21 protein-coding genes and 1 pseudogene are annotated in these 25,798 nt (G+C 45.0%); 11 read left to right on the plus strand and 11 right to left on the minus strand.

From position 1 onward, the window contains the following. Nucleotides 1-346: 346 nt before the first annotated feature. Complete coding sequence (locus WD071_RS10775) at nucleotides 347-1,453, minus strand: zinc-binding dehydrogenase (protein ID WP_368048383.1); 1,107 nt, start codon at nucleotides 1,451-1,453, stop codon at nucleotides 347-349. Between the two features lie 122 nt (nucleotides 1,454-1,575). Then, complete coding sequence (locus WD071_RS10780; RefSeq protein ID WP_368048384.1) at nucleotides 1,576-2,571, minus strand: cytochrome b; 996 nt, start codon at nucleotides 2,569-2,571, stop codon at nucleotides 1,576-1,578. A gap of 138 nt (nucleotides 2,572-2,709) precedes the next feature. Between WD071_RS10780 and WD071_RS10785 the strand changes: the two genes are divergently transcribed. Beyond that, nucleotides 2,710-3,618: a LysR family transcriptional regulator gene (locus tag WD071_RS10785; protein WP_368048385.1), complete on the plus strand. Its 909-nt coding sequence runs from the start codon at nucleotides 2,710-2,712 to the stop codon at nucleotides 3,616-3,618. Between the two features lie 800 nt (nucleotides 3,619-4,418). On the opposite strand, the gene WD071_RS10790 is transcribed toward WD071_RS10785, so the two are convergent. Further along, on the minus strand, nucleotides 4,419-6,635 hold the full coding sequence (locus tag WD071_RS10790) for a CAP domain-containing protein (RefSeq protein WP_368048386.1): 2,217 nt from the start codon (nucleotides 6,633-6,635) through the stop codon (nucleotides 4,419-4,421). Nucleotides 6,636-7,790: 1,155 nt separating this feature from the next. Here WD071_RS10790 and WD071_RS10795 point away from each other — a divergent pair. From WD071_RS10795 to WD071_RS10805, 3 genes and pseudogenes are all read left to right on the plus strand, one after another. After that, nucleotides 7,791-8,537 carry an MBL fold metallo-hydrolase gene (locus tag WD071_RS10795; protein WP_368048387.1) on the plus strand — a complete coding sequence of 249 codons (747 nt, stop codon included), beginning with the start codon at nucleotides 7,791-7,793 and terminating at the stop codon, nucleotides 8,535-8,537. Beyond that, entirely contained in the window at nucleotides 8,527-10,164 is a 1,638-nt protein-coding gene (locus WD071_RS10800) for a hypothetical protein (RefSeq protein ID WP_368048388.1), read from the plus strand. Before WD071_RS10795 ends, WD071_RS10800 begins: the two co-directional genes overlap by 11 nt. Then, nucleotides 10,164-10,451 (plus strand): annotated as a pseudogene (locus WD071_RS10805) (2-amino-4-hydroxy-6-hydroxymethyldihydropteridine diphosphokinase); the annotation flags it as partial. The gene WD071_RS10800 and the pseudogene WD071_RS10805, both read left to right, overlap by 1 nt. Nucleotides 10,452-10,568: 117 nt before the next feature. On the opposite strand, the gene WD071_RS10810 reads toward WD071_RS10805, so the two are convergent. Together WD071_RS10810 and WD071_RS10815 are read right to left on the minus strand one after the other, a co-directional pair. Beyond that, complete coding sequence (locus tag WD071_RS10810; protein ID WP_368048389.1) at nucleotides 10,569-11,288, minus strand: SDR family oxidoreductase; 720 nt, start codon at nucleotides 11,286-11,288, stop codon at nucleotides 10,569-10,571. Between the two features lie 145 nt (nucleotides 11,289-11,433). After that, entirely contained in the window at nucleotides 11,434-12,228 is a 795-nt protein-coding gene (locus tag WD071_RS10815) for an HNH endonuclease (RefSeq protein WP_368048390.1), read from the minus strand. Between the two features lie 621 nt (nucleotides 12,229-12,849). Here WD071_RS10815 and WD071_RS10820 point away from each other — a divergent pair. Continuing rightward, nucleotides 12,850-13,185 carry a hypothetical protein gene (locus WD071_RS10820; RefSeq protein WP_368048391.1) on the plus strand — a complete coding sequence of 112 codons (336 nt, stop codon included), beginning with the start codon at nucleotides 12,850-12,852 and terminating at the stop codon, nucleotides 13,183-13,185. Nucleotides 13,186-13,534: 349 nt separating this feature from the next. Continuing rightward, nucleotides 13,535-14,572 carry an endonuclease NucS domain-containing protein gene (locus WD071_RS10825; RefSeq protein ID WP_368048392.1) on the plus strand — a complete coding sequence of 346 codons (1,038 nt, stop codon included), beginning with the start codon at nucleotides 13,535-13,537 and terminating at the stop codon, nucleotides 14,570-14,572. A gap of 114 nt (nucleotides 14,573-14,686) precedes the next feature. On the opposite strand, the gene WD071_RS10830 is transcribed toward WD071_RS10825, so the two are convergent. Further along, on the minus strand, nucleotides 14,687-14,992 hold the full coding sequence (locus tag WD071_RS10830) for a cyclic-phosphate processing receiver domain-containing protein (RefSeq protein WP_368048393.1): 306 nt from the start codon (nucleotides 14,990-14,992) through the stop codon (nucleotides 14,687-14,689). 313 nt (nucleotides 14,993-15,305) lie between these two features. Here WD071_RS10830 and WD071_RS10835 point away from each other — a divergent pair, with 313 nt between their 5' ends. Next, on the plus strand, nucleotides 15,306-15,524 hold the full coding sequence (locus WD071_RS10835) for a hypothetical protein (RefSeq protein WP_368048394.1): 219 nt from the start codon (nucleotides 15,306-15,308) through the stop codon (nucleotides 15,522-15,524). Between the two features lie 129 nt (nucleotides 15,525-15,653). Here the strand turns inward: WD071_RS10835 and WD071_RS10840 are convergent, their stop codons facing one another. Further along, entirely contained in the window at nucleotides 15,654-16,838 is a 1,185-nt protein-coding gene (locus WD071_RS10840; protein WP_368048395.1) for a PD-(D/E)XK nuclease family protein, read from the minus strand. A gap of 845 nt (nucleotides 16,839-17,683) precedes the next feature. On the opposite strand from WD071_RS10840, the gene WD071_RS10845 reads away from it, so the two are divergent. Continuing rightward, nucleotides 17,684-19,036 (plus strand): tyrosine-type recombinase/integrase, encoded by a 1,353-nt coding sequence (locus WD071_RS10845; RefSeq protein ID WP_368048396.1) that lies wholly within the window; start codon nucleotides 17,684-17,686, stop codon nucleotides 19,034-19,036. Between the two features lie 319 nt (nucleotides 19,037-19,355). Here WD071_RS10845 and WD071_RS10850 read toward each other — a convergent pair whose 3' ends face one another. The 3 genes from WD071_RS10850 to WD071_RS10860 all read right to left on the minus strand — a co-directional run bounded on the left by WD071_RS10850 (nucleotide 19,356) and on the right by WD071_RS10860 (nucleotide 20,921). Beyond that, a complete protein-coding gene (locus tag WD071_RS10850) occupies nucleotides 19,356-20,045 on the minus strand; it encodes a hypothetical protein (protein ID WP_368048397.1) in 690 nt (229 codons plus the stop codon). Between the two features lie 159 nt (nucleotides 20,046-20,204). After that, nucleotides 20,205-20,441: a DUF2188 domain-containing protein gene (locus WD071_RS10855; RefSeq protein WP_368048398.1), complete on the minus strand. Its 237-nt coding sequence runs from the start codon at nucleotides 20,439-20,441 to the stop codon at nucleotides 20,205-20,207. A gap of 135 nt (nucleotides 20,442-20,576) precedes the next feature. After that, the gene (locus WD071_RS10860; RefSeq protein WP_368048399.1) at nucleotides 20,577-20,921 is read right to left on the minus strand and encodes a YegP family protein; all 345 of its coding nucleotides are present in this window, start codon (nucleotides 20,919-20,921) and stop codon (nucleotides 20,577-20,579) included. Between the two features lie 281 nt (nucleotides 20,922-21,202). Here WD071_RS10860 and WD071_RS10865 point away from each other — a divergent pair, with 281 nt between their 5' ends. Beyond that, nucleotides 21,203-21,523 carry a helix-turn-helix domain-containing protein gene (locus tag WD071_RS10865; protein ID WP_368048438.1) on the plus strand — a complete coding sequence of 107 codons (321 nt, stop codon included), beginning with the start codon at nucleotides 21,203-21,205 and terminating at the stop codon, nucleotides 21,521-21,523. Beyond that, entirely contained in the window at nucleotides 21,523-22,362 is an 840-nt protein-coding gene (locus tag WD071_RS10870) for an ImmA/IrrE family metallo-endopeptidase (protein ID WP_368048400.1), read from the plus strand. The genes WD071_RS10865 and WD071_RS10870 overlap by 1 nt, the downstream gene beginning before the upstream one ends. 164 nt (nucleotides 22,363-22,526) lie before the next feature. Here the strand turns inward: WD071_RS10870 and WD071_RS10875 are convergent, their stop codons facing one another. Next, a complete protein-coding gene (locus WD071_RS10875) occupies nucleotides 22,527-22,766 on the minus strand; it encodes a helix-turn-helix domain-containing protein (protein WP_368048401.1) in 240 nt (79 codons plus the stop codon). A gap of 745 nt (nucleotides 22,767-23,511) precedes the next feature. On the opposite strand from WD071_RS10875, the gene WD071_RS10880 reads away from it, so the two are divergent. Next, nucleotides 23,512-25,473, plus strand: a complete 1,962-nt coding sequence (locus tag WD071_RS10880) for a hypothetical protein (RefSeq protein WP_368048402.1) — start codon at nucleotides 23,512-23,514, stop codon at nucleotides 25,471-25,473. The last annotated feature ends 325 nt before the right edge of the window (nucleotides 25,474-25,798 follow it).

Raw genomic sequence — 25,798 nt, forward strand, 5'->3', positions numbered from 1 at the left:
CCTGGACTCGAACCAGGGACAAACGGATTATGAGTCAGAGCAGGTCGGCGCGGTAAGCTTAAGAAAGCTAACAAATTATTTTATTTAATATCACTTCTCCGCACCGAAACCGACCGTATACCGAACTCTTTCCCCGAACTTTGCTCCGACCGAACCTGCTAAGTGGAAGAACTGACAGGGGGTCTCGCCAACCAAACTCCGAACGTTTTCCGAGCTGCATATTGTGTTTGGTGAATGGCCTACTATATTGGCTCAAAGGTTTATCGGGCTCTATTTTGCGCTGCTACTCAATCATGATGTGACGTCGGTTAATTGGTCTATGGACTAAATATGCCCAATGACTCAATTACTCCTGTGGTGTAACCAGATACTTTTCACCCGTCTTCATTAAACGATAATCCGTCACAGCTTCTTTCGTTAACATCTCTTCCAAAGTGACCTTGCTCTTGTATGAGCTGGCAAATGTAGACGTCAGGCCACTCAGCACACGTTGGCGCATGCGCGCCGCCGTTTCCGTACCTGCTTTTTGCAGGAAAGGAAATAGCAGCCAACCTGACAAAGTCCAGCCAAAGCCATAGGCTGGGGTCAGAATAGTAGGCCCCATGTCCAGTCGACCGTAGATGTACATTTTCTTTTGCTGGTTAGAACCGTAGCGTGAATATTCGTCCATATATTTTACAGCAACTTGTTCCATAGCCCTGAAGCAGCTATCCACTGTTTGTCCGCCACCAATGGGATCAAAGCCCAGGTAGGCACCGGTGCTGTCGATGGCTCCGCGCAGTTGGTCGGCGAAATCCTCATCAGAGGAATTAACAACATGCTTTGCACCCATATTCGAGAGTAGCTCGACATGCTCTGGCTTGCGTACAATGTTGACCAAGGCAATATCATCTTCCTGACAGATCCTGATCAGCATCTGGCCCAGATTTGAGGCGGCAGCGGTATGAATAATGGCGTTGTGCCCTTCCGCCCTTGCGGTTTCGGCGAAGCTAAGAGCAGTCATTGGATTAACGAAGGCAGATGCGCCGTCTTCAGAGGAGATATCTCCCAGCGGGAGACACATGCTGGCATCGACAACGCAATACTGTGAATAAGCCGATCCCGGTACGCAGGCAACTCGCTGACCTATCAATGCCTGTGCGGCTTCGTCTTCACCTGCAGCGACCACAGTGCCTGCTCCCTCATTGCCAACAGGAAGACGTAAGCCATGGCGCCCCTTCTGAGCACTGTAGAAAGGCTCCGGCATGCTTGCGACGAATTTTCCGTCTGAATATTCAGCGTTTTCGAGATCTGCAGCACCGGTAAGAAGGGCCAGGTCAGATGGATTGATAGGAGCGGCTTCCATCTTAACCAGCACCTGGTTTCCTGTAGGATCAGAGTAGTTTGTTTCTAGAATCTCTACGGTTAGTATGCCATCCGCCAGTGTGCTGAAAAGTTGTTTTCCTGAAGTCATTTTGTGTTCTCCTTAGTTTTGCGCTTGCATCATTTTTCAGTACTTTTGATTTAAATCCATATACCCCGAGTCACGAGCCAGAGGCGCTTGAACAGGGTATTTTTTAACAAAGATTAGGTTCGTTAGGAAACCATGCGTTTTAGTGCTTTGGTATGCTTATCTATAAAGTGATGTTTCAATGCACCTAAAATGTGGCCGCCAAGGATGATATATACAAGATATTGAAGCAGATATTTGTGAAAAAACCCCCAGAATTGATAAGCTGGACTTTCTGATAAAAAAGGCTCTATCTCCCAAATAAAGAACCACGACGAATAGCCATGCAGGCTTGTCATTATATATCCCGTAATTGGGATGAAAAAAAGCAACACATATAACGCAATGTGAGCCATGTGTGCCATTTTTTGCTCTTTTGGCTTCAACGAATTATCCAGATCTGGGCGTTTCGATTTTTTGTTCCAAATTATTCTGGCGATAAAAAGCCCAAAGACAATAAGTCCGATCGTTTTGTGTACGATACTATATTCGGTTCGATACCAGGCATCTTCAGGGATCATTGAAGAAAATATGCCTGTTGGAATAAGAAAAATGAACAAAATGGCAGTTATCCAATGCAGCATACGTGACACTTGTCCATAACGGTTGGTTTCGTTGTGTGCCGTTAGTGTGAGTATTTCCTGGCTTTTACTTTGGTTAAATGCCACCACGAATAACGTTAAACCGGCTATCAGAAAGACACTTATCTGGATCCACATTAAGACAGGTTTTGCAGCATCCATCGGTACCTGATGAGGCTTAGGATTGTCTAACACGCCAGTTTGCAGGGCGAAATAAAACCATACCACAACGGCAATACATGCCAGTGCAGAAAAGCTTGTACCTGTTGCCCGGAACGTTGCTGAACTATGGTTTAACAACCAAGCAATTATGCCCGCAAAAAAAACGATCGCCAGGGTGATTAAGCTCTCAAAGTGAGGCAGAAATCCTGCTGGTGTTGGTTCTCCAGTAGTAGCGGCAATTATGTTCGGTGAAGTAAGCATTACTAATAAAATAGTACTCCAGCAAAAAACTCGTCCAAGTATTTCTTTGATTGAAGTTGCCAAAGAATTGTTACCCATTATTCAACCTTTATTTTCGTGCTTTCAATTATTGTTTATAATAATATAATACGATCGAATATTTAGTTAAATACTAAGAATAGTCAATCAGAATTGTCTTTAAGACAATAATGGCTGTTTTTTACATCTAAGGAATAAATGGATAAATTGCGAGCGCTTAAATATTTTTTAGAAGTGGCAGAAACGGGAAGTTTTTCTGGAGCTGCTAAGGTTTTAGGCGTGCCTGCGTCTTCTGTTTCAAGGCGTATTCAGGATCTTGAGATTCAGCTTGGTGTTTTATTGATACAGCGATCGACTCGAGTGGTTCAAATGACAGAGCTGGGAGCTCTCTATCTTGAACAAATCAGTCCAGCAGTCCAGGCTTTGGATGATGCAGATAATTTGATAGAACAACACTCAGATATTCCATCTGGAGTTTTGAAAATCTCGGCAATCCCTGGCTATGGTCGATTCTGCCTAGAGCCTGCATTAGCAAAATTAAGAAAACGCTTCCCAAATATAGTTGTGGATGTAGAGATGACTGATCATGTCTCTAACTTGGCGCATAATCAGATTGATATTGCTATTCGAGCGACAACGAACCCTCCAGATCGAGCCGTTGCTCGTAGGCTTTCCAACAATCAATTTTTACTGGTTGCATCACCTGACTACCTTTTGAAGAACGGAATACCACAAACAGTTTCTGATATTCTCAAACATCAAACACTATTATATCGAGCGCCCAGTGGCATCTTGAATTGGCAAGCTAACATGCAGCATGGATGGAAAGAGTTGCACACCCAGGCTTCTTTTATCAGTAATCAAGGGGATACCTTGGTTAACGAAGCGATTTCAGGCGGAGGTCTCGCATTGTTACCCGAATGGGGCATAAGAGAACCATTAGCCGATGGAAGATTAACGCAAATTATCCTTGAAGATGGGCAGTTATCAATATCCCGTAACGATAACGGAGGTATCTTCCTTTTATATCATCGACCCAAATATAGTTTAAAAAAAGTCAGAGCATCCGTTGATTTTTTAGTAGCCGAATTGTCAGAATTCCCTTAAGTAGCAATATATTTCAATTAATATTCAATGAGAGGGTTCCACCCCGATTTTACGGGGTGTGTCGAAGGAGGAAGGTGCTTTTGTAATCTATACTCATAGCACTAGTGAATGGAGAGGGTTCTACCCCGTTTTCACGGTCATTTCAAAAGAGCCTTTAAGATAGGAAAGGGCAGATGGTCTTGTGCGGAAACTAGTCGGTGTTTATAGCGCTAGCTAAGGCTGAGCCGCGTGTCTCGGGCTCTTCAGGATGTGCGGCACTACAAACAAAAAGGTGTGCAAGAAGGAAAAAGGAGTGTGCAAGCGGTGTGCAAGCAACAAGTGACGTATTTTAAAGCGTCAGTATAACTGTAATACATTGATATTGTTAATATAAATTGGTGGGCCCACCTGGACTCGAACCAGGGACAAACGGATTATGAGTAAGCGCAAATCGACGAAGTTCGGTGCAGTTAGCTGAAGAAAGCTAAAAAATATACTGATTTCGTATCTCTAAATTTGCCTCAAACCGAACTTATTCCGAACTTTTCTTGCCTCATCGAACCCCACCGAACCTGCTAAGTGTAAGAGTTGGCAGAATTTTCCTCAGACCGAACTCCGAACTTTTTCCGAGCCGTTGGCTGAATTGCGATGAGCATTGTTTCCGGGCTGACCTTACCCCACAAATTTAGAACCAAGATGTTGATGAGATTTACACTTAACCTCGCGGTGTGGAAATTCCGATATGAAGAAAAGATATACTGAAAAACAAATCATGACACCGGCGGGACACTGCTGTTCCCGCCGTAATCAATCAACCAGCCTCATGGCAGCACTTCGTCTGCAGTAAGCAATTCAAATATAAGCAAAGTGTCGTCTCTTAGAGCGAATTCCGTGCGGAAGACCTGATCTCCGACCTGCAAAGTATCTGCATATACTCCCGTGTTCATATCGAAGGTTCCACTGCAGTCAGGCCACTCAGCTGATTCAGTCAAAGCATTTCCTTGATTGAAGGCTCTCGCAATACTGACTTGAATCGTGCCGTTCTGTAGCGAAACGGGATCGAAAATAATGTCCATTTGCTCAACACCATCCATAACGCTAGGTTCTCCGTTCGCAAGGAAGCGGACACAGGAATAAGCTTTAAGCGTGGATAGATCCAGAATTCCGATATTGTTGTATTGCAGGCCCAGCGCTGGGTCAGGTGACACGCCGTTATAGTGCCCGAGCCACGCGTCAACACCAGGAATCGGCTCTACTGGGCCGGGCGTGGGCTGAATTACCATTTGAGCAGTGCTGTCCGGTTTCAGTTGCGATGCACTCACGGAGAGGACGTAGGCGCTACCCCAATTGTCGAATTGTCCATACATACCCGCTCGTGACTGCAGCAACTGTCTGCCCGCCTCGGCTGGAGTAAACGCGACTTGCGGCTCTGATAAGGGTAAGCTTCGGGCAAGCTCAGACGCTTTTTCCACGCCGGACAGGCGAACATCATCGATATCCCAATGACTGCTTCCTTCCTCGTACAGATAGAAAGAACAACTGGCATTGCATTCGACAGAATATTGGAAGCGCAAACGGACCACCCGTCCTTGCCATGGCGCCAATGATACAGATTTCTCTGAAAATAAGGGCTCTCGCAGTCTGTCTCCCTCTCTTAGGTAGATAGACTGCCAGTTCATGCCACTATCGAGAGAGATTTCGACAGATGCGATCTGATTGTTCGTAGACAGGCCCATGCGACTTTTGAATTGAAGTTGCGAGCCCGGACCTACAAGCAGCTCCTCGCGTAGTTCAAGGGACTCGACATTGCCAGGGCGAGTACCGCTTGGGTGGGCCAGACGGAAATAGGACTCTCCGTTGCTATCGGCATCAATATGGGGATGATAGCCTGAATTATGACTCACTTTGAAATTCAATAACCCATTATCCGCCGTGTCATGCAGCGTAAACGGTGACAGCATGGACTGTCGCCACTGATATTGGAGAGCACCTTCTTTGATGCTGGTCTCGAATACAAGGGCGGATGAATTCTCCTGTATGCCTACCTCGGCGATGATGGTGGGGGTTTCGATGTCCTGTTCGGGATCGAAAACCGTAACGTTGTAAGAAAAGGTTATGGGTTTGCCGCCTATGATGACATTCTCGACGAGTACTTCATATTTCGTGTCGCCGGATGGCTTCTCCCATCGTTCGCCATCTGCGTACCCATCGGCGAGCCAGACCAGTGTATTCTCACCAGGACCATCGCGTACCGTTTCCAGTTGAACTTGTACTTGGACGCCGCCAAGACTCATGCTGACAGTAGCTCCAGAGAAATCTGCCTTGGGATAGGAAATGGACCAACGGGGAAATACCATATCAAATGGCACATGACCGGGCGGGGGCCAGGCCACAAAATCATCGCGTACCGCAGGCCGGGGTAAATTGTGTGTAGAAGAGACCACCCAATGGGTATTGCTGGGCAAGCTGCCAAAAACATCTCCGGTTCCCATTCGTAGCGTCTTCGGATGCAGGAGCCAGCGCCGGTGACCTACCGCTGAATTGGTGTCTCCGTAGTCCTCCATATATGCAACCATCGCATCTGGCCCTGCATTTCCCAAGGCGAGATTAGATTTAGCTGCGGCCTCGCTTGCATCAGAGCCAAAACATGTCCAGTCGGACGGTGGATAATGGCTCAGGGATCTATTTGCAGACATCAGCAGCGCTGCCTGTTGCGCCTTGGCATTGAGCTCCGGATCTAGTTCGACATTGGCGGGTACTCCAGCCATGGCGCGAAACCAGTTGATGCGCCTGAGTACAGCAGATTTGTATTCAGCACTGGTATCGCCCGCATCACAGCCTTGAATATTGCCGTTCCAGCCGCTGTCGACTCCCTCGGAAGAACGAAACACTGTCCTATAGAACAGACTGACCGTTGAGCGTTGAGTGGTATCGATGCGATAGCCTTCATTAATATTTCCGGATTGTTTGGCGATGGCGGGCAAGGACTGCGAAAGCCCCAGTACGAGCATAGTGATTATGGCGCTCGGTGAATTCATAGGATGTGATTCCTTTCTTTAATCGCGGCCTATCGAGCCGGGAGTTCTGCGGAAATCCGGCAACGCGGAAGAGTTTAGTGAAGTAGTAGCTCAGTGGGATATTGCGAGGCTGAACAAAGGAAAGTATCTTAAAAACGAATTGCCGTGATTTTTCTTATTCATATTACTCTCCAATCCTTTAGTTCGGGAGCAGGGCGCCAGTGTTAGAAGAGCGAGTATCTTTGGATATGTCGGCGACGAAAGCGCTAACTTTAATAGAAATTTACCATCAAATTATGGTGGTTGGTTCGAGGATACCGATCTAAGGGCGTCGCAAGATCTAATGGCTTTCGCGATTATGTTTCCAGCTCTCGCGACATCTTGCCCAACTGGGCATCTGTAGCTGCCCCTGCCAAACCGAACACCACCCATTAGCCAGTGGACTGATCCCGGTTTCCCGGACACTTCTAGCGCCAACGAGGCTTTTGGTTGATTAAAAAAAGAACTTTTATCAATTTAGCTTCATTGTAGCGCTAAAGGGGCTCTATAAAACTGGTGGGGATTCAGGTCGCCATGAGGTTATTTTCATTGAATCGCGTGCACCACCAACACCAGGTGATGCAGAGTGTGGTGATATGTGACTGGGGGTGATGACGTCTGCGCAATGGACATACGGCTAGGATGGTGGCTTCCACTTTGCTATGAGTTACAAATCAGACCCCAAATCAGTTGGGTTGAAGTATGTCTTATGGATGCCCCCTAAGTAACTGTTCTACAAGCCAGAAGTTGAAACTGCCGACCGGGCTATTGGAAGTTGGCCGCTAAAATACCGGTGTACCACCTTCAATCCGGCAATTGCAATTAAGCCGATCTTCAGCTTCCTTAGCCTTCATTAGTTGGTTACACTTCTAATGTGAATTCAAGTATTACAGCAGAGAACAAATTCTATGCAGATTAAGATATTTAAACCCCTACCAGAGTTCTTGCGTCACCGACTTGTCCCATTTGACTCCGATTACAACGGTAAAAGTTGGGCAGACATGTACGAAGCGATTAACTTTTTGACTCAAAACCACCCCGAAACCACCTTTGACAGTGTCCCATACCTCTATTTGGATCTCGCTGAAATGACTCATGGCTACATATTTATCGAAAAGGCAACGGATAAACCCTACTATGTTTACCGGTAGTATGTTTAAGATCTTGGGGTGTGGCCACTCCGAGTCTCTCGAACACTTCAATAATAATGCAGCCGTACTTTCGGAAGCCGGAAATCTCTTGATAGACTGTGGGCACACAGTTAAACACGCCCTTTACGCTCAAGACCTTTCAATTTCCGATATAGACGCAATTTATATTTCTCATGTGCATGGAGATCATGTCTTCGGCCTAGAACGCGTTGCCTATGAAGCTTTATTTAAGTACAAAAAGAGAATCAAACTATTTTTTCATCACAGCCTATATAGAGAGCTCTGGCATGAAACACTAAAAGGTTCTCTAGGGCTGTTAGGGGAAGGGCCGGCTGCGCTGGAGGACTATTTCGAAGTTTATCAGCTGGATAGATTGGAGTTCGAAATATTCGGTAATTACTATCAGTTATTACCTGTCAAGCATACACCGGGTAAACCTGCGTTTGGGCTATTAATTAATAATGATATTTTATACACGACCGACACAACTGCCATTCCTGAGCTGATTGAATGCCTGGACTTCCGCGTCGGTTTTCATGATGTTACTTTCACTGCTGAAAATCCTGTCCATGCTACTTTGGAATCTCTACTTAAATGGTATCCATCCTCCATTCGTCAAAAGCTCTATCTGATGAGTTATGAAGATACTTGGCGTAAATTCGAGGATAAAGTAAAACAAGATTTTAGGGGGCTGGCCGCACAAGGAATGGAATTCGAGCTTCATGATCGCTAATTATAGCACTGTCTATTATGACAAAAAGAATCATTTTTTCGCGCTCGTGAGAGGCCAAAGTAATTGCCTTCACTTTGTTTACTGGCATGAATTACAAAAACATGGGATCCGTGCACTCGAAGTTGGAGATGAGTTGGAAGCAGAGGTTTACTATAACGCAGTTAGTAACTTCCGCGGCTTATCTTTTAATTCATGTAACAGGAAAGGGAGAATTGAATCGGGTGCGACCAAGACAATAGAGAATGAAAAAGTCGCTGTAAGTACCTTGCGCGACCTTCTCGTAGATGAAAGCATAACCGCTCCGCTTATCTTTATCAATTGCATATTTGAAGATATCGAACTGGCAGATATAGAATGCAATCGTTGTGTTGCCTTTCTTTCCTGCGAATTCGTAGAGAATTTTAGACTAATCAGATGTAAAACAATAGGCGATTTGTGGCTCTGCAATAGTTCATTTAAAAAACACTTCTCACTGAAGTCATGCCGAATAGATGGAAATGTACACCTCGAAGGGGCGAATTTTACCGGGGAAGGTGGTGCCTCATTTCGTGGCATGATGGCCGATAATCTTTATCTAGACTTAGGTATTCAAGGAGGTTCTGATTTTTTTTGGCTTAACGAACTACATGTCCCAGGCGTCGTATCAATAGGTGGGTATTTCAACTCGGAAATTCAGCTCCTAGGGCGGCAGGATGAAAGCGTCGAGCCAGCTCGTCAACCTCTACTTGGTAAGTTGATTATAGGGAAAGAGCTGTATAAAAATGAATCTGCTAATAAGACAAAGGTCCAAGGACTGATTAGAATAGGAAATATCGATATCGCAGAGGAGCTTACCGTATGTAGCCTTGATGCCCATTCGGTTCAAATCGAAAAGCTAAGGGCGTCATATATTTCGTTTGTTGACTTATCTCTAACTAGTGACTTAATAATAGAATTCAGTTCCATAGGATCTATAGATTGTGCGAGTGCTAGTGTAGGCCGTCACCTAAAGCTGATCGAAAATAGACTCGATGGATTGGTCGACCTGTCGGGAAGTGCCACCGGGGGGATGACGCATTTTGAGAATAACAAGTTAGGCCGAGAAATGAGAATATCACTGGTGCGTTATACAACCTCACGCTTTCTGTTTTACCCTGCTGATCTACTTTTTGGAGGCGCTAAGCGTCGATTCTTTCAACCCGCTAAATTCGAGATCCTTCAGTCAACAGAGGATCGACTGCTGGGTGATCAGTACTGTTCTCTAAAGCATTGGTTAGCGGATACTGGGCAGTTAGATTTAGAGGACGTCGCTTTCTTTCATATGCGGGATTACCATCAATCCAAATGGTTCGCGAAAGTCCTCCTCGGCCGAATCTTTGGGTGGGGCGTACGCCTAAGAAACATAGCCTTATCATCTCTTTTTATAGTTGGCATATTTTCTCTCGTATTCCAAGCACTAGACCCAGGTTCGTCTTTTTTGCACAGTATTTCAATTAGCACCCAGAGTTTTATAAGTTCGTTCTTCGGTGATTGGAGCGATTACGATCCGAGTGGTAAAACCGCTGCCATTGTAACATTCGAATCATTCTTAGGCCTATTGTGCACAACCGTTTTCGTTGGCGCTTACATTCGAAAGTTGCTGAGATAATGCTCTATTATCTGTCTATTGGAAGCAATGTCGCGCCGGAATTTAATATCGCTCGTATAATAAAGCAGCTCAGCCAAAAATATGGTGAGATTATCTGTTATCCTTGTGTGTATACAATTCCGGAGGGTATTAAAAGTCAGTCAATATTTATTAATTCGCTTTGCATATTTCAATCCGATATGAGTATCGAAAAGGTCAAATTAGCGCTTAATTTAATAGAGGAAGATTTAGGGAGGAATAGAGAGGATCCGGATAGCTCTAAAATAGACCGTCCGGCCGACTTGGATATCATGGGGGTATCTGAGAAATTTAAACCCGAAATATTCAGTTCTCAGCGGAATAAATATATTGAAGAGATTTTGGCTTATAGAAGTGCAGGCATTGCAGACTTGTCAATTTATGGGCTACCAGTTTTTCAAAGACCGGCCACCATCAACTTTGATACTGCTACCGGTGATATAAGGATTCTCAATGATGCTACAAATCGCCTGGTAGATGGGGCCGAACCCGCCTTCTTGTTTCAAAGGGGTTTCGCTTAAAACTTTGCTTCTGTAAGCTGAATCGTGCTCAGGCAAGAACTGAATAGGTCCGGGAAGCACGCTATTAACTCGTATATTCGGAGCAAATCTCAGTGCCATGCTCTTTGTTAGATTCTCAAGGCCAGCTTTGGTAGCACAATAGTAGGAGAAATGTTCGGAAGGATCTACAGCATATATATCTGTAATATGGACAATGTTGCCTGAACTAGCTCTCATTGATAAGTTTTTTCGCAGTCTATCGTTGAGCTCGGCTGGGAATGCCATATGAACTTGAAAGAGCTTATTGAAAAAACTAACGGGATTATCAGAGAAGTCTTCATCTCTTCCGAAGAATGAAGCGTTATGAACAATTACATCAATAAAGTCAAACTGCTGAGCAATAGTGCAACCTAGCTTAGCAGCCGCTTCACCATCATATTCTTTAACTTTAAAAATTGTGATGCTATTATTCTGCAAGTCTCTCAGTTCCTTGCTGGCGGATCGTGTAATTCCAATCACCTCCCAGCCTTCATTTAAAAAACTTTGAGCTAGATAAAGCCCGAGCCTCCGGCTAACACCAGTAATTACCACCCGAGGTTGACTCATTTTTGTGATCCCTTGGCATTCTTAGTTGTTGTGGTGGTGTAATTCTCCCATAAATATGGAGGAGATATAATTATAAAATTACCAGTATTCGTCTTTATCGGAATTTTCCACTTATAACTGCCTCGTATTTTTGGGGTGATTACAATTATCTTTGCTTCTCTAAAATCGAAGCATCATCTAGCTTCCAGTAACGTCTAGAATCGATATGCGAACGAAGGTATGAAGATATGTCATACAGAGCATTGGTCGGCTGAGTTATCTCCACTACATTATTCCGAACCTTGACGATAAGTTCCTTTTTATTCGATTCTTTATTGATGACGCATGCTCCTGTTTTCTGAAACAATTTATCACGGGAAAATGGGATAGGAATACGTAGCAGGTTTAAATTATCATTCCAGTAACCATATATCAGTCCTGCCGCAAAATCCTCTAGAGTATAGAATACATTGTATTCAAGAGGCCCAGCGTAGAAAAGATGGAGCTTCTTGCCTCGATGGGTCGACGCGTCCAATACTTTTAGAATAAGTCCGTCTTCAACGATTGATTTGTGAAGAGTGATAAGGCGCTGAAGTTCAACATCCTTTTCTTGGATCGACGTTCTCCGAACGCCATTTGCATAATGCTCAACCTTGTGATGACATCGCGGGCATAGGGTGACGAGCATTGCATCATGCCTACCCTCCAGTGTATCAATACTGTAATCCCTGTGATGAATTTCCATGCCGTCTTTATTGGGGTTGTAATGCTTAGATTGACAAACTGTGCAAGTTGCGCCATCTCGCTCTAGAACCCATTCACGTATCTTCTTCCAAAGAGTAGATCTTAGGTATTGTTCATATTCCATCGCAGCTATACTTTTAATACCTTGGCGCGCGAGACGCCTACCTAATTTTTGGGCGTCAGATTCAACGAATGACCACAATGAGCTCTGCATCATTATAAAAATCCCAAAGAATATCGATGTGATATAGTAGCATTTATCGCCGCAGACACTTTCAAAAAACAAGAACCAAATATACTCTTCTCGCTGGCGATAAGATTCAGATCTCGTTAGGCGCTACTAATAGCACTGACCCATCTGAAGAGATTAGGAGCCAGTGAATGCAGAGGAGTGATACTACCCAGGAACTAACTTTAGCGATTTGGGACCTGAAGGCCGGTGTGTCGGGGACCGCTATGCCATGATTGTATTCTTGATGCTGCATGGATTGGACAAGTTGCCCTAGGCCGGTCCTGAAGTCTAGACCCACTTGAGTAGTCACTCCCTTTGCTTCAATGTGCCATGAATCACCGGTTTCTGGATGGGTGCAAAGCAGGTCTACATGGCCGTCGACGACCAAGATATATCCATCATTTCGAAAATATGCTTCGATAGAATTTTGCACAAACCCTTCGTGCGGAAACTCCATTCCTCGTTTGTACGATCGTGTTTGAGCCATAACCGGAATCTGTGCATCTCCTGTATGTTCAATGCGTAGATTATTCGCACTGATATTACGTTAAAGTCTCGGCAAAAAACCAGTGCTTTCCAATCGGGCCATCAGCTGGGAGTAGGACCATGCCTTCCAAGGCCGCAAAAACGTTACAATACTCTTTCTTGTCCTTGGCGATTACTGATTTCAACATCAGGACAAATGTCATGATCAGTCTAAGGGCAAGAGACAATAAATACAGCCCTCCTGACACCAAGGTGTACCATCAGTCCTCATCAATAGAGCTGTCCTGCCGCAACATTGATCCAGATGACCCGCCAACGGATATCTATCAATTTAGCCAGTATGGTAGCGTCGATGATCAGGTCAATCCTGAGCTTACTCTTGCTGACTGTCATGTCTGCGATGCACAGGGTTTCAAGAAGTACCGGAAAATCAGGGGCATTGATATCGCGGTCTAAGATGTGCCAAAAGGTCTCGGTGCGCTACATAAGCAGCATGGCGCAAGGCAGTGGTCGTCAGCTCTTTGGCTAGCGCCAGATATCGTGTCTGATATGATCGTGCTATTACTGAGTGATCGAGACATCTATGTGGCGTGTCATATTAAAAATGATGATCGAAATCAGTGGCTGATTGGCTTTGACGTACAGACATCAAACCCGTTAGATTGACAGCGGACTCTGCTAGAATAATTCAACTTAATAACGGCAACGCCTTTCACCGGCGCCGCCGCAAACTCTAGAGCCGAATGCTACTGTAGAATGGGCGAAGTAGACCTATAGGAATCGTAGTACTGGGAAATTACAAATTATGGCGATATACAAGTTTGGTGACAATGATTTTGAAAAGCTGCCGGAGACAACATTCCAGTTAGAGCGTATCAATGAGCGTTACGATTTGCAGCGATTACTAAAGAACTGCATTGACGTGATCGCTCCGGGCACGAAGGTCATTGCCGAAGAGTTTGGACGATGGACAAACAGTCAACGCCGCATTGATCTTCTGGCGATTGATAAAAATGCTAATCTGGTTGTGATAGAGCTGAAGCGGACACAGGATGGGGGGCACATGGAGCTCCAGGCACTCCGTTACGCATCTATGATATCAACGCTAACATTTAAAGATGCTGTTGAAATATTTGCTGAATATGCTTCGACTGAGAGCGCTGTGCAAGCAGAAGAAGAGATTCTTAGTTTCCTTGGATGGGATGAACCAAGCGAAGATGACTTCGGTAATGACGTGCGAATAGTTTTGGCTTCGGGTGAGTTTTCAATCGAACTCACTACGACCGTATTGTGGCTCAACGAGAAAGGGCTCGATATCCGGTGTATTCGCATGAAGCCGTATCGAAGCAATAGTGAACTTCTAGTCAATGTTGAACAAATAATCCCCCTCCCTGAGGCGGAAGGGTATCAAGTCGGAGTGAGGGCGAAAAGAGCTCAGCAGAATATCGAGAAAGTTGCCACGAGGGATACCAGGAAAAGGGACATTATAGTTGACGGTCAGATCCATGAGGCCATGACAAAAAGAATGATCGCATTCTTGGTTGTTGAGGCCGCTATCAACCGTGGAGCAAGCATAGAAAAAATTAGATCATTGATGCCCGCAACCAAATGGCTCGAGCTCTCAGGGCATCTGGACAGCGATGCGGTTATAGAAGCGATGACGAAGAAGGTCGCAGAGCGCGGCTTCGAGTTTAGGTCCAAGAAATATTTTCTACAAGATGATCAACTCTTTCACTCAAATGGCAATACCTATGTATTCTCCAATCAATGGGGCAAAGCGACACGGCCAGTCGTTGAGGCTATTCAGCGTGAATTTGGATTGGCGATCAAGATTGATTGGTAGTGTAATCCTCTCCGGAAACTAACGGGAAAAATATTCCAGTAATCATATCTCCCCTAAATAGGAATCCAAATAATGGTGTTGCTTACATAGGTGGTGGTGATGATCGTTACTCAATCACCGAGTAGAATTGCGCCGAGCGAAACGTATAATGCTTGCGATCCCGCTCTCCATTTTTACACGTGCACTCGAATTTGCAGAGTGTACAACGATCTTCGGCGGCACTAGGCCTCGAACTGCGACAGCTTCTTCCAACCAATTAATTACATCATAGCCGGTGCCTCTTTCGTCATCGCCGAGGTCGTGATCTAGGCTAACCTCGGTCACCTCGCCCGCCTCAATCAGTGCGATTACTTCTTGGGGCCAGTAAGCGCGTACCCAGCCAATAGGAGTAGGGCGTTCATCATCAAGGTATACCCGCATGTTTTAAAGTCCTAGTTCCTGTTTAGGTTTACCGTAGATATTAAGGCGTCTAAGCACTAGCTAAGTACTCTGTGATTTGAGGTGCGATTTTACGTGAAAAAGATTTAAATATGCCATGCAAGAAATATATTGTAGATCGATAATTAATACAAAAAAATATTGAGGGCTAGGATCCACTAAAGCCAGTTAGGCTATTATGGGCTCGGCAAGTCTAAATATGGCCACGCGTAAAAACGTAGTCCTAGTAGCGGGCTAGATAGATATTAAAATAAATTGTAGTCGAATGTAGGAATCTAAACACGGAGAACCTATTATGAGCGATGTGGTAAAGGCGGTGTACGATAGCTACCTAGCAGCAGCGAAGCACAATGAATGGGAAATAAATTACCCAATTTCCCATATTCAGTTACTATTACGAATGCGGTTTAATGAAGCAGAGTCTATCCTCATAAGAATGATAGATGGTGGATTGGTAGTTAAGGTTAGTGAGAATACAGTTTCAGTTATTAAAATTCCCGATGTAACAAAGTGACGCGTGCTTCATGTCAGTGGTTCATATCAAGCCGCGCATTTCACAGTACTATTCCATCAACAGGCAGGCTGGTTGACTAAATTCGGAATGGTAATATGTGCCAGGCTCCATTCTTCCTGATCCGACAAATTATTCCGAATTCGATATTTTTTGCGTAGGAAGCTTGAATGATTGGATTGACGCTAATAGTCGATCTCTTATTATCTTTTCCTGAAGAACTATCTTATCCACAAAAGTATTTAATAGGCTTTCGTCTTGATACAAAGCCACCAAATCTGACGAAGCCATTTGAATAAATCGCTTTCGATATTTGAACGGCTCAGGGTTAATCCATCCTAGCCAAAAATCATGAAAATGGAAATTACCGTCAATTGTTTTTAGTGTCGCTACTATGGTGGCAAGGTCAGGATTTGCGCTGATATTCTTACCATGTTGAATTGCTTGATAACCAAAATGAACGCCATCACTATCCTCGTCCCATTTTGCAATAATGGATACGTCGTCGGTGCGCATGATTTCTCCGGAAATGAATCGTGCGTGCATCTTCGAAACAAATAGGGCCTGCGTTTCCAATTTCAATGCTTGAAGCTCCTTGGTACATGCTTCCATGGAGTCGAGTAATTCGGGGTTATTAGCAATAAACATTCTAATATCACTACTCATGCGTTGATTCTCAATTTGACCTGTAAGATTCCTGACTAATGTGATGTACTGCGTTATGGTTTCTCTTATTAGAGGCTTTGATACGGATTCCTTAAGGCATGCGTCAAGCCAGCCTATAATGTCATCTTTATAGGAAAGGCTCAGCACGTGATCTTTACTCAGAGTGTTTCCCGTGCTGCGTTCGGGTGGAGGTAGCCCGTTGAGAGTAAGATAAATTAAACGAGCATGCGGATCGAAGCGGTGATAACGCAATAATTGTTTTTCTTGGTCAGATGCGTAGATCTTGTTTTCAATTAGTATCTGTCGATTGTCTTTGTCTTTAATTAGAATATCGATGCGTCCGCCATTTTCATAATCAGAAGTGATACCGCCAATATATTTTTCTACTTCGATGGTGGATGAGGGCGTGTGGAAATCTTCTATCGAAAATCTGTCAGCGAATAGTCGAAGATATCGATCACCTTGCCCATGAGAACCTTTTGAATTGAGGAGTTCGCACAAGAACGCCGAATGCGTCCGGACTTCTGCGCTTTCCAGGCCCAAAATCTGGAATACGTTAAAATTTTCACCTGTAGCCTCTGCTAGTGCAGAATGTTTAGAGATTATTTGGCTAACATTGGTGTAGAGAAGCTTGAGTGCACCGGTATCCATCGTAGAGGCTACTTAGTTTCGGACGTAAGATGTTCGATTATTTTTTTGGTTTTGGAAAGCTATTTTTCATCAGCAGTGAAAATGGCAAGGCCTCTAGTGTCGTCATAGGAGACAGAACCTGGAAGTACCTCGTAAGCTTCACATATAAATGGGCATGATAGTGTAATCCTCTCATTTTCCGCAGCAGCTGTCCGTAGAAACTCATGCTGCCACAAGGAATTACAACGGGGATTTCAGGAGGTCACTCCTCATGTGCCGCACTTGGCCGGCGCGAGCGGACCAGTGGAGGTCTGCCTGGCGGCCGATTTGTGCTCCTGTGTGGCCTGTGGCGGCCTGAGTAGGGCAGAGCTGAGGTGCGTATTCAAGACCAAGGTTGCCACTGATTCCAGACGAAGCCTGCCACCCATTCGACGGCAAAGATGCCACCTCGGCATCCTGCCTGAATCTTCCCATCAAAATCGTCCGGCGCGGGATAACAGAGATGGTCCGACTTGTTCGGACCAGCTTCTAAGAGCAGAGCGCAAATCGGGGCCAATCTGGGAGTAACGGACTATGCCCGGGAGTAACGGATGCATAGTCCGTCACTTGTGCCACCAAAAATGGGCAAAAAGGAGCGTAAGTAGATGAAAAAAATGGAGAAATAGTGGTGGGCCCACCTGGACTCGAACCAGGGACAAACGGATTATGAGTTTACCGCATATAAAATAACATTATTTAAAACAGTTGGTTAAAGTAGTATAAATCAAGTGTGCAACAAAATGTGCAAGTAAAGTATAATCTTGCTTATGAAGTATCGCTAGTCAACGACTGCGATTTTTTCTCAAAGCAAGGAGTATCCTAGCATCATGCCTGCACTCGTTGATACTACACACGCTGTCCTGCCAAATGAGCTAATCCTGTATAGGCGTGGTCACAGTAGCTTGTGGCAGTGCCGCTTTAAAGTCGATAAGAAGTGGCAGCGCAGGAGTACTGGCGAAACAGACCTGCCGGCAGCTAAGAAAAAAGCGCTAGAGTTTCTATATGATGGGCAGGCACTCAAACGATTGGGCCTCCCAGTAGTGAGTCGTAAATTTAGAGATATTGCCAAGCTAGCTAAAAAACGTCTGGAAGATGAAGCTGAGAATGACAGAGGGCTCCGCAAGCATAAAGACTACCTCACCGTAGTAGATAAGTACCTAACCCCCTTCTTTGGCAACTACAACATGTCGAGCATCGACTATGCCCTGATTAATCAGTTCGATGATTGGCGTATAGGCTTGATGCGAAAGAGACCCAGCCGAAGTACTCTGCAGACTCATAATGCGGCTTTGAACAGAGTGTTTGATGAGGCAGTAATACGGGGCTTCCTAACCGAAGCAGCTCGCCCAGCGCTGCGGACTGAGAAGGGAGCAAAAGCAAATAGAAGACCTGCTTTTGAGGTTAAGGAGATACAGGCACTGTTGGCCGGATTTGATGCTTGGGGAGCTAAAAAAAGGCAAGCCAAAAGCAAGGAGCTTGCCTTGCTTCTTAAAGACTATGTCAATGTGATGATCGATACAGGCGTTCGCCCTGGAGTCGAGCTAATGGGCCTGAAGTGGAACCAAATTGAGCTGACGAGAGAGGTCTTGGATAGAGGAGAGACTTCCGATACCAATGAGGATGGTACACAAGTTGTGTACGAGCCCACTGGCGACCCAGTACGCGACGTGAAGCTGTTGAGAGAGTGCTGGGTAACAGTATCCGGGAAGACGGGTACACGAACTGTTCTAGGCAATGGGCTGACTATTGCGGCCCTTGAGCGGATTGCAGAGCGTAACTATGAAGTTGATAAGTCACAGCCTTTCTGGTTGGAATCATTCATAACGCCAAAACAAAACGACTACGTCTTTAGGCTTAAAGATGGCACTGAGCCTACCAGCTTCCAAAAGTTGTTTGAAAAGTATCTGGATGATCACAATCTGCTGCATGACCTTAAAACAGGCGAGAAGCGAGTTCTCTATAGCTTGCGCCATACGTATGCGACATTGAGGATTACACACGAAGGCACTGCTATTCATACGCTTGCTGAGCACATGGGTACTAGCGTGCAAATGATCGAAAAGCACTACAGCCATTTGAACCTTAAAGAGGCGAAATCGCAGCTACGTGGCGAGAAAGTAGGGGCATTATTGCGTAGCTTAGGCGATATAGATACGGCGTACAAACCAAAGATAGGCTGAGAATGCCAGTTTAACGGTCGAGCCTATGTGAGTCAGGTAAGTGCTAATATAGAACGCTAAAGGATTTTCCCGCTTAAGAAAGAAGCAGATTTTAAAGTGTTGAAGTGGCGTGAGCTCGATTTCTGCCTTTGGGGATTGGAAGTGCTGAGTACTTTCTACAAATTCGTCCGAAACGACATTTCTGTCGGCTCTATAAGAGCGGGCCTGAGCAACGGCGACGCCAACAGCATTCAAGCTACTAATGATCTTTGATACCCCGCGACACAGCGTCTAGCAGAGTCTGAGGGGGTGTTCGTACACTTATTGTGTGGTGGGCTGGTCAGGGCTTTGTAAAAATCTGATTGATTAGGTCTGCTATTTTTTTCAGTGTGGATATGCTGCCTGGTAATAGCATTGCGGAACCGTGTGCCAAGTCGTTTCTGAGTATAGGTGCGTATTTCACAATTCCGCCGACGATGTCTAGTGACGAAAGGGCTGCGTTTATCTCTTCTTCGGTTGGATACGGAATTTCAACTGATTCATCTACATTCAGTGCCCCGGATTGAATTATCTCGTCTCTCTTTTTAGCTTGAGCGGCACGATAGGCAATTTCGTAGAAATCTGGGAATCCGTGATTAGTTATCCAATGTTTATTCTGAGCGTGGGTAAGCAGTGCGCTTAGTGAAGGGGTTCTGCGTCTCTTCTTTAGCCCATTTTCAGCGCCTATTGCGGGTTCTTCATCAGCTGGAAGCTCGCTTACATATCTTTCTCTAAGTGCCATTTCCATTGCCGAAAAGCCAATCAGTTCCGCGACTTGGTGGAAGCGATAGACGAACCATGAGTAGAGGCTTAAATTTTTGGCTGTCTCGAATAGCTGTCGCACATCTGCGGGTACTGATTCTGAGAGTGTAATTTGAGATAAAAACAAATGATCGCTTTCAAGCGTTGAGCCAAACGAAGAATTCCCGGCGTCGAGTTTGAATATGTCCGAAATGGGTCTAAGTTTTCCTTGAATTTCATCGTTCATCATTATTAATGACCTGAATAATATATGCTCTGGCTCGTTGTTCTGTAACCGTACTTTCCGTAATTGATGCAACCATGCTAGCTCTACTTGCTAGCTGAAATTTAGAATCGCAGTGAGTCACGGGATGCAGGAGCAATGCCTGGCCCTGCTAGATCACGTCTATTAGTGTTTTTTATCGCGTGGAGGAAATGGATCGTTGCCATGGCTGTCGCTATCACGAATACGACCATCGGGCCGGTGAATAACGACTTCGGCGCGAGCTCGCTGAGCCTGAGAGCGCGCTTTATCTATAGCTTCGCCCTGAGTGCGAGCGGTTGAGCCAACTCGACTCGCGCCTTCTCGGCGAGTAGCCCAGGTCCCATTGTGAGGTACAACATGAATATCCTTTTTGTTGCTCATTTAGATTTCTCCATATAGAAAGCAAAACATCAAATGGTTATACGGTATGAATATTTAGATCAGCTACCTACTGACAGTGTTCGAGTCAACTAACACTGAAAACTCAGTCGGTAGCATGATCTGGTTACCTGAAGCCTACGTGGCGGCGCTAGTCAAATCCTCCACATCTGCTGTAGGTGCGTACTTTTTAACAGCCTCTTTGCCATTCTCAGCTCCTTGCTTTGTAACATAACCTTCCGACGACAAAATGATTTCTCCGTTTGCTGCCTTAAGGTTAAAGTAGTACTGCTTATCGCTACCTTGAAAGATCGTATAGCGCGAGTCGGACTGGGAGTTTGCTCGCACAGAGGCAATCCCATTCTCTGCTGATTGTTTTGCAATATACCCTTCTGAATGACCGATAGTCTCCCCGTTGGAAGCTTTAAGTCGGAAGTAATACTGCTTGTTCGAGCCGTTAAATATCTGAAATTTACCGTTCATAGCTAAGTTACCTCTATCAATTAGTGGAAAGTTAATTGTCGTCGGCAACTTCAAGGCATCATCAGATGCAATGCGCCGGCGGCACTCATCCAACATTTTCTTAATCTATTGCAACCTGTTACGACTCAGCTATTAGTGGTGTGGTCGAACTGGATCCATAAAATAAATGAAATAGTTGTATGATGACGTAAGGATATATCGAACAGCAATGGAATGTCAACATCTATCATTACAATTTCGTAAGATGTATCATGTTTGAGCTATTTACCCTCGGAGGGGCTATGTCACTAGGCGTTTGTTTAAAAGAACTAAGAATGAAGAAAAACGCATCTTTACAAGATGTCGCAACTGTCGTGGAAGTCTCCAAGTCGCATATTTGGGAGCTTGAGAGAGGTGATACCAAGAATCCTTCGATGGATTTGTTGACGCGATTGGCAAATTACTATGGTGTTAGCGTTGATTACTTAGTAACAGCGGGTCAAAGCGAGATTGGTGAGAGTCCTGAAATTAGAACATTTGCTAGAGAGCTTGCAGAGAAAGGGCTTTCAAGTTCTGACTTGGCTGTGTTGCGAGCTGCGGCAGACGCACTGAGTAAAAAATAATGCAACGTATCGACCTAATGGAACTGGCTGATTTAGCACAGCCTAAAGAGATTGCTTCTGAGATTATTAGGCAAACTCCTCAGGGAAGTCTATCGAGTACTCCGATAGAAGAAATTGCGATTGCGGTCGGAATTAGTGAGATACGAATCAGCAAGCTTGACAATCTAGAAGGAGCACTAGTAGCAAATGCATCAAAATCAGAAGGGATTATTATCGTCAATGAAGGGGCTATATATCATAGAAGGCGATTTACAATTAGTCATGAGTTGGGGCATTTTTTGATTCCGAGACACGGTCACAACATGAGTTGTAGCGCGAAGGACATGTTGGTGCAGACCAGTAAGGGGGCCTCTTCAAAGAATCAGATAGAAGCTGAAGCAAATGCTTTTGCGGCAGAGCTCATAATGCCAGTAAATCGATTTCGATCAGCGCCTGCGTTTGGTCGTGAACCGTCGATGAGTTCACTAGTGGAGCTCGCAGACATATTTGATGTCAGTTTTCAGGCATGTGCAAACCGTTTTATGGCACTTTATGACGATCCTGTGGCTGTAATTTTTAGTCGTAACGGTGTGATTTTGTATGGTTTCTGTGGTGTCAATAATCCTTTTTGGCTTAATGCTCCGAAAGGCTCACCGTTGCCATCTGGTTGCCACACAAAGACTGTTAGTTTCACATTAGAGGGTGGCATTACTAATGATGAGATTGACGCATCAATTTGGTTCGATGATGCGGAAGGTTTTAGTCTTCCTGAATTTCTAATAGAAGAAGTTTTGGTTCAAGAAAATGGATATGCGGCAACTTTGCTTTGGTTTGAAGGCGAAGTAGAAGAAGTGGAATGAAATGATTGGGCTATAATTACTAGGTCTCTTACTAGCGATCTACTAGCCTAGCGTAGCAATCAATACGACTGTGTTCGTAGGCAAGTTGTGTTCGGAAAGCACATGAATAGTACTAAGAATGCCCTTTAAACGGACGAAATCGGCATACGGACATTCCCACTAGTTCAATGATCGTTGCCAATCTGCATTAATCCATCAAGCGGCGATACCCCAAGAGCCTTGCAGTACGCTGTGTACTCTATTACGTCTAATCTGCGCTCTCTTTGCTCAATCTTTGCAACGAACGAATGGCTGATATCCAGCTTCTCCCCTAAATCACGCATGCTCATCCCTTTTGCCTTACGTTGGTGCTTTAGCCATTCCGTGAGTTTTTGATAATCGGGAGAGTGAAGTGTCTTTTTCATTGTACCTATATTAGGGACAATGTAAAATGTACCCAAAATAGGTACATCCAGAGCGGGCGCGCTCTGTGACGCGATGGCCAAAACTATGAGTTTGAAATAGGACCGATGTAAAAGGCGCTTGGTGTGAAAGTTTTCACGCATGTATAAATATAGCGCTAATCTCATGTACGTAAAATGGTGTGAGGTCACGAAAATGGGTATGAAAGAAAATGGAATAATAGTACTGATATTTTTGGGATTCGTTGGCTGGTTAATTTTAGTTTAAGCTGGATACCCCCGCTGTTTGCTTTTATAGGCAGAATGTTGGCACGGATAATTCTTTGGGTGCATAGAATTGTAATGCTCTATGTCTTTAAACGGCCATTGATAGTGGAGGAGGATTCAGAAGGAGTCGATAAAGAGTTATAGAGTCACATATTGACTTTGTTGTTCAGCTGTCGGCCTGTGTGGTCTGACGAAATCGTGTACAGGCCTAGCGCCTGCCTGGCCCCTAATAGGCGTTGTTAGACGGGATACATGCGGTTCAGTGGGTACCTGCAATGAAGCTAAAAGTTGGTCACTGTCCCCGGCGATAGGGCGTCTAGCCGCGTCATAGGGCTAATCGTAGTCAATTTGTGTGCGAAGTACCGTGTTTATGCAGACTGTCCATGTAACTACACTAGCCCCCAGTTGAGTGATAGCAAGTTCCACTGCATTTCAGTCGATTAGTTGCTAGGCTGCTGCTAGGAGAAGAGAACAATAAATTATGAATCAATCACTTAGGCTATCTATCTCAGTGGCGGCAGCTCTAGCATCCCCGCTAGTACTTTCATCGCCCCCGATTGCACCCCAGCTCTCCATTGAAACTGATGGAGTCCAGCTAAAAGCGTCATGGTCTAGTGTCGGTGATGCTGCAGGATATAGACTTCACTACGCACCTGCACCGTATGAAGGCGAACATACCATTCAGGCGATCGATGTAGGGAGCGTTAGAGAGTTTGGTGCTGACCTGTGGAAAGACGCTGCCTTCTTCTTAGCAGTCGAAGCATACAACCTCGACGGAATTAGCCCTTACTCAAACATCGTTGAACTGAAAATATCTGCTGACTCCATTATAAGAGATTTTGAGACTGCTACTGCATATGATGCCACTGAGTGGAATAAGTATGCATCCGTTCTGAGCGCCATAGCTGACCTCTATGAAAATCTACCTACAACCATCAATGTAGACAATGGCTGGTTTAACAGCCTGCAGATATCTCCCAACAAGTTCACCACGAGAACAGATACCTTTGAGGTAGGCGGCAGCATAAGCAAACATGGCGTGGGATACGGAAGTTACGCGAAACTGTCTGAATCAAGTGAAATGGTATTTTACAGCAACTGGGTGTGGGAGGTCGCAAATGGTGGCTCTGCATTCGCCATAACGTATGAGAACGGGGTGCCAGAAGCGCTCGATTATCACCCAATCGAAGGTGCCACTCATAACTGGGTGCTCGACAATGGCGATGGTACACAATCAGTTGTATTTATGGGTGTAGATGAGGGGAAGCTCGCCTATGGTCAGCAAGCCAACTCTCCCACCTACTTCTACAATATAGAAGACAAGTCGTGGTCACAATCGGATTACTTAACTGCTAGCCATAACTCAATTCCATATGATATCGACAACGATGGCGACATGGATATTGTTGCCCAAAGTTGGAATGAACCCTTTGAAAGCAGATATCTCGTACTGTTGAACGAAGGTGGAGAATTTACACCAATGCCGCTTGGACACATGCGGTATATACGGGGAAGCAATGCAGTTGGCGTTCTTGGGTTTCAAGACGACGGGACGTTTGATCTAGTCATTGGTGATGCAGTAAATCTACAGAGCGAAGGCCTCGAACCAAAGATGAATATCATAGCATCGTACTCCAGTGATCTTTCTGAATTTATTGGAGCTACTGTCCTTCCGAAACCATACTTCGAGCGAGACGACTTTGTTGGAGTCAAACCTTTGAATAAAAATTGGAACGACACTGTTGGGTTGTCACATGATGTTTCTGCAAAAGGGATTGACGTAGACTATGACGGTGACTTAGATATCATAATCTCGTCCTTAATTTGGAGCTACAACAACCCTTACGGAGTCTTACAAATACTCATTAATGATAATGGCACATACATTGATGAGACAGATAGCCGTCTCATCAATTGGCAGTTAGTGGGCAGTGGATCCCACCGGTTAGATTTCAAGGATATAAATTTCGATGGGTTTGTGGATATTATCGCTTCCGACAATGCGTATCCCGACAAGTTCCACAACAATACAATTGACGGGGCTTACCTAAGCGGAAGCCGGATATTGATAAATGATGGCACGGGGCATTTCGCTACTGTTGTGCATCAGCAAATCAACGAAACGGGAGAGTATTTAAGGTCTCATGTGCCGTCTCTGAATGGCAAAGGTGAACTGAAGTGGACAGTTATCAAGCCAGATGGAAGTGCTACTGTTGATGTCATTACCCGTAGCTTGAATATGAAGCTATCCACTGGTCCTAACGGAATTGATCCTGCTAAGTATGGTGCGCCAGGATTTAATGAATTCTACTACTTGCTGCATAACGAGGATGTGCGGAACGCTGTGAGTGTAGGCGCTCTTGGGTCAGGCCTTGAGCATTATCTGCGATCTGGCAGAGATGAAGGCCGCGTACCACATGCTGCAAAGGCCATAGCAAACTAGAATTGTGAAATGAGTTGGGTCCTGTATTACGTAGCATACGACCGTACACCATTAATTCTAAGCTGCGCCGCTGCCCACTGCATTCAAGCTACTAGTGATCCCTGATATCCAACGAGAGCACTTCTCACAGAGTCTGAGGGGTATTCGTATACTTTTAGTGTGTGAAGCACCGTAGTTATGTGGAATGTCCTCCAAACGGATAATTGAGAATCACTATCATTTCTCTCAGTCCAAGAGGTCTTGGATACGCCAAAGCGAAAAAAAACCGTTCCGAAGGGCGGGTACCACTGCTTCCTGCTGGCTTGTACACTAGTTATAGACCATG

Origin of the sequence: Pseudohongiella sp., from assembly GCF_040877505.1 — a bacterium.
GTDB lineage: Bacteria > Pseudomonadota > Gammaproteobacteria > Pseudomonadales > Pseudohongiellaceae > Pseudohongiella.

Excerpts from the sequence above, each read along its gene's own strand:
- WD071_RS10880 (WP_368048402.1), top strand. The coding sequence starts at position 23,512 with ATGAATCAATCACTTAGGCTATCTATCTCAGTGGCGGCAGCTCTAGCA.
- WD071_RS10795 (WP_368048387.1), top strand. The coding sequence starts at position 7,791 with ATGTTTACCGGTAGTATGTTTAAGATCTTGGGGTGTGGCCACTCCGAG.
- WD071_RS10825 (WP_368048392.1), top strand. The coding sequence starts at position 13,535 with ATGGCGATATACAAGTTTGGTGACAATGATTTTGAAAAGCTGCCGGAG.
- WD071_RS10835 (WP_368048394.1), top strand. The coding sequence starts at position 15,306 with ATGAGCGATGTGGTAAAGGCGGTGTACGATAGCTACCTAGCAGCAGCG.
- WD071_RS10810 (WP_368048389.1), bottom strand. The coding sequence starts at position 11,288 with ATGAGTCAACCTCGGGTGGTAATTACTGGTGTTAGCCGGAGGCTCGGG.
- WD071_RS10860 (WP_368048399.1), bottom strand. The coding sequence starts at position 20,921 with ATGAACGGTAAATTTCAGATATTTAACGGCTCGAACAAGCAGTATTAC.
- WD071_RS10790 (WP_368048386.1), bottom strand. The coding sequence starts at position 6,635 with ATGAATTCACCGAGCGCCATAATCACTATGCTCGTACTGGGGCTTTCG.
- WD071_RS10855 (WP_368048398.1), bottom strand. The coding sequence starts at position 20,441 with ATGAGCAACAAAAAGGATATTCATGTTGTACCTCACAATGGGACCTGG.
- WD071_RS10850 (WP_368048397.1), bottom strand. The coding sequence starts at position 20,045 with ATGATGAACGATGAAATTCAAGGAAAACTTAGACCCATTTCGGACATA.
- WD071_RS10820 (WP_368048391.1), top strand. The coding sequence starts at position 12,850 with ATGCCTTCCAAGGCCGCAAAAACGTTACAATACTCTTTCTTGTCCTTG.
- WD071_RS10780 (WP_368048384.1), bottom strand. The coding sequence starts at position 2,571 with ATGGGTAACAATTCTTTGGCAACTTCAATCAAAGAAATACTTGGACGA.
- WD071_RS10785 (WP_368048385.1), top strand. The coding sequence starts at position 2,710 with ATGGATAAATTGCGAGCGCTTAAATATTTTTTAGAAGTGGCAGAAACG.
- WD071_RS10870 (WP_368048400.1), top strand. The coding sequence starts at position 21,523 with ATGCAACGTATCGACCTAATGGAACTGGCTGATTTAGCACAGCCTAAA.
- WD071_RS10845 (WP_368048396.1), top strand. The coding sequence starts at position 17,684 with ATGCCTGCACTCGTTGATACTACACACGCTGTCCTGCCAAATGAGCTA.
- WD071_RS10815 (WP_368048390.1), bottom strand. The coding sequence starts at position 12,228 with ATGATGCAGAGCTCATTGTGGTCATTCGTTGAATCTGACGCCCAAAAA.
- WD071_RS10830 (WP_368048393.1), bottom strand. The coding sequence starts at position 14,992 with ATGCGGGTATACCTTGATGATGAACGCCCTACTCCTATTGGCTGGGTA.
- WD071_RS10865 (WP_368048438.1), top strand. The coding sequence starts at position 21,203 with ATGTCACTAGGCGTTTGTTTAAAAGAACTAAGAATGAAGAAAAACGCA.
- WD071_RS10800 (WP_368048388.1), top strand. The coding sequence starts at position 8,527 with ATGATCGCTAATTATAGCACTGTCTATTATGACAAAAAGAATCATTTT.
- WD071_RS10875 (WP_368048401.1), bottom strand. The coding sequence starts at position 22,766 with ATGAAAAAGACACTTCACTCTCCCGATTATCAAAAACTCACGGAATGG.
- WD071_RS10840 (WP_368048395.1), bottom strand. The coding sequence starts at position 16,838 with ATGGATACCGGTGCACTCAAGCTTCTCTACACCAATGTTAGCCAAATA.
- WD071_RS10775 (WP_368048383.1), bottom strand. The coding sequence starts at position 1,453 with ATGACTTCAGGAAAACAACTTTTCAGCACACTGGCGGATGGCATACTA.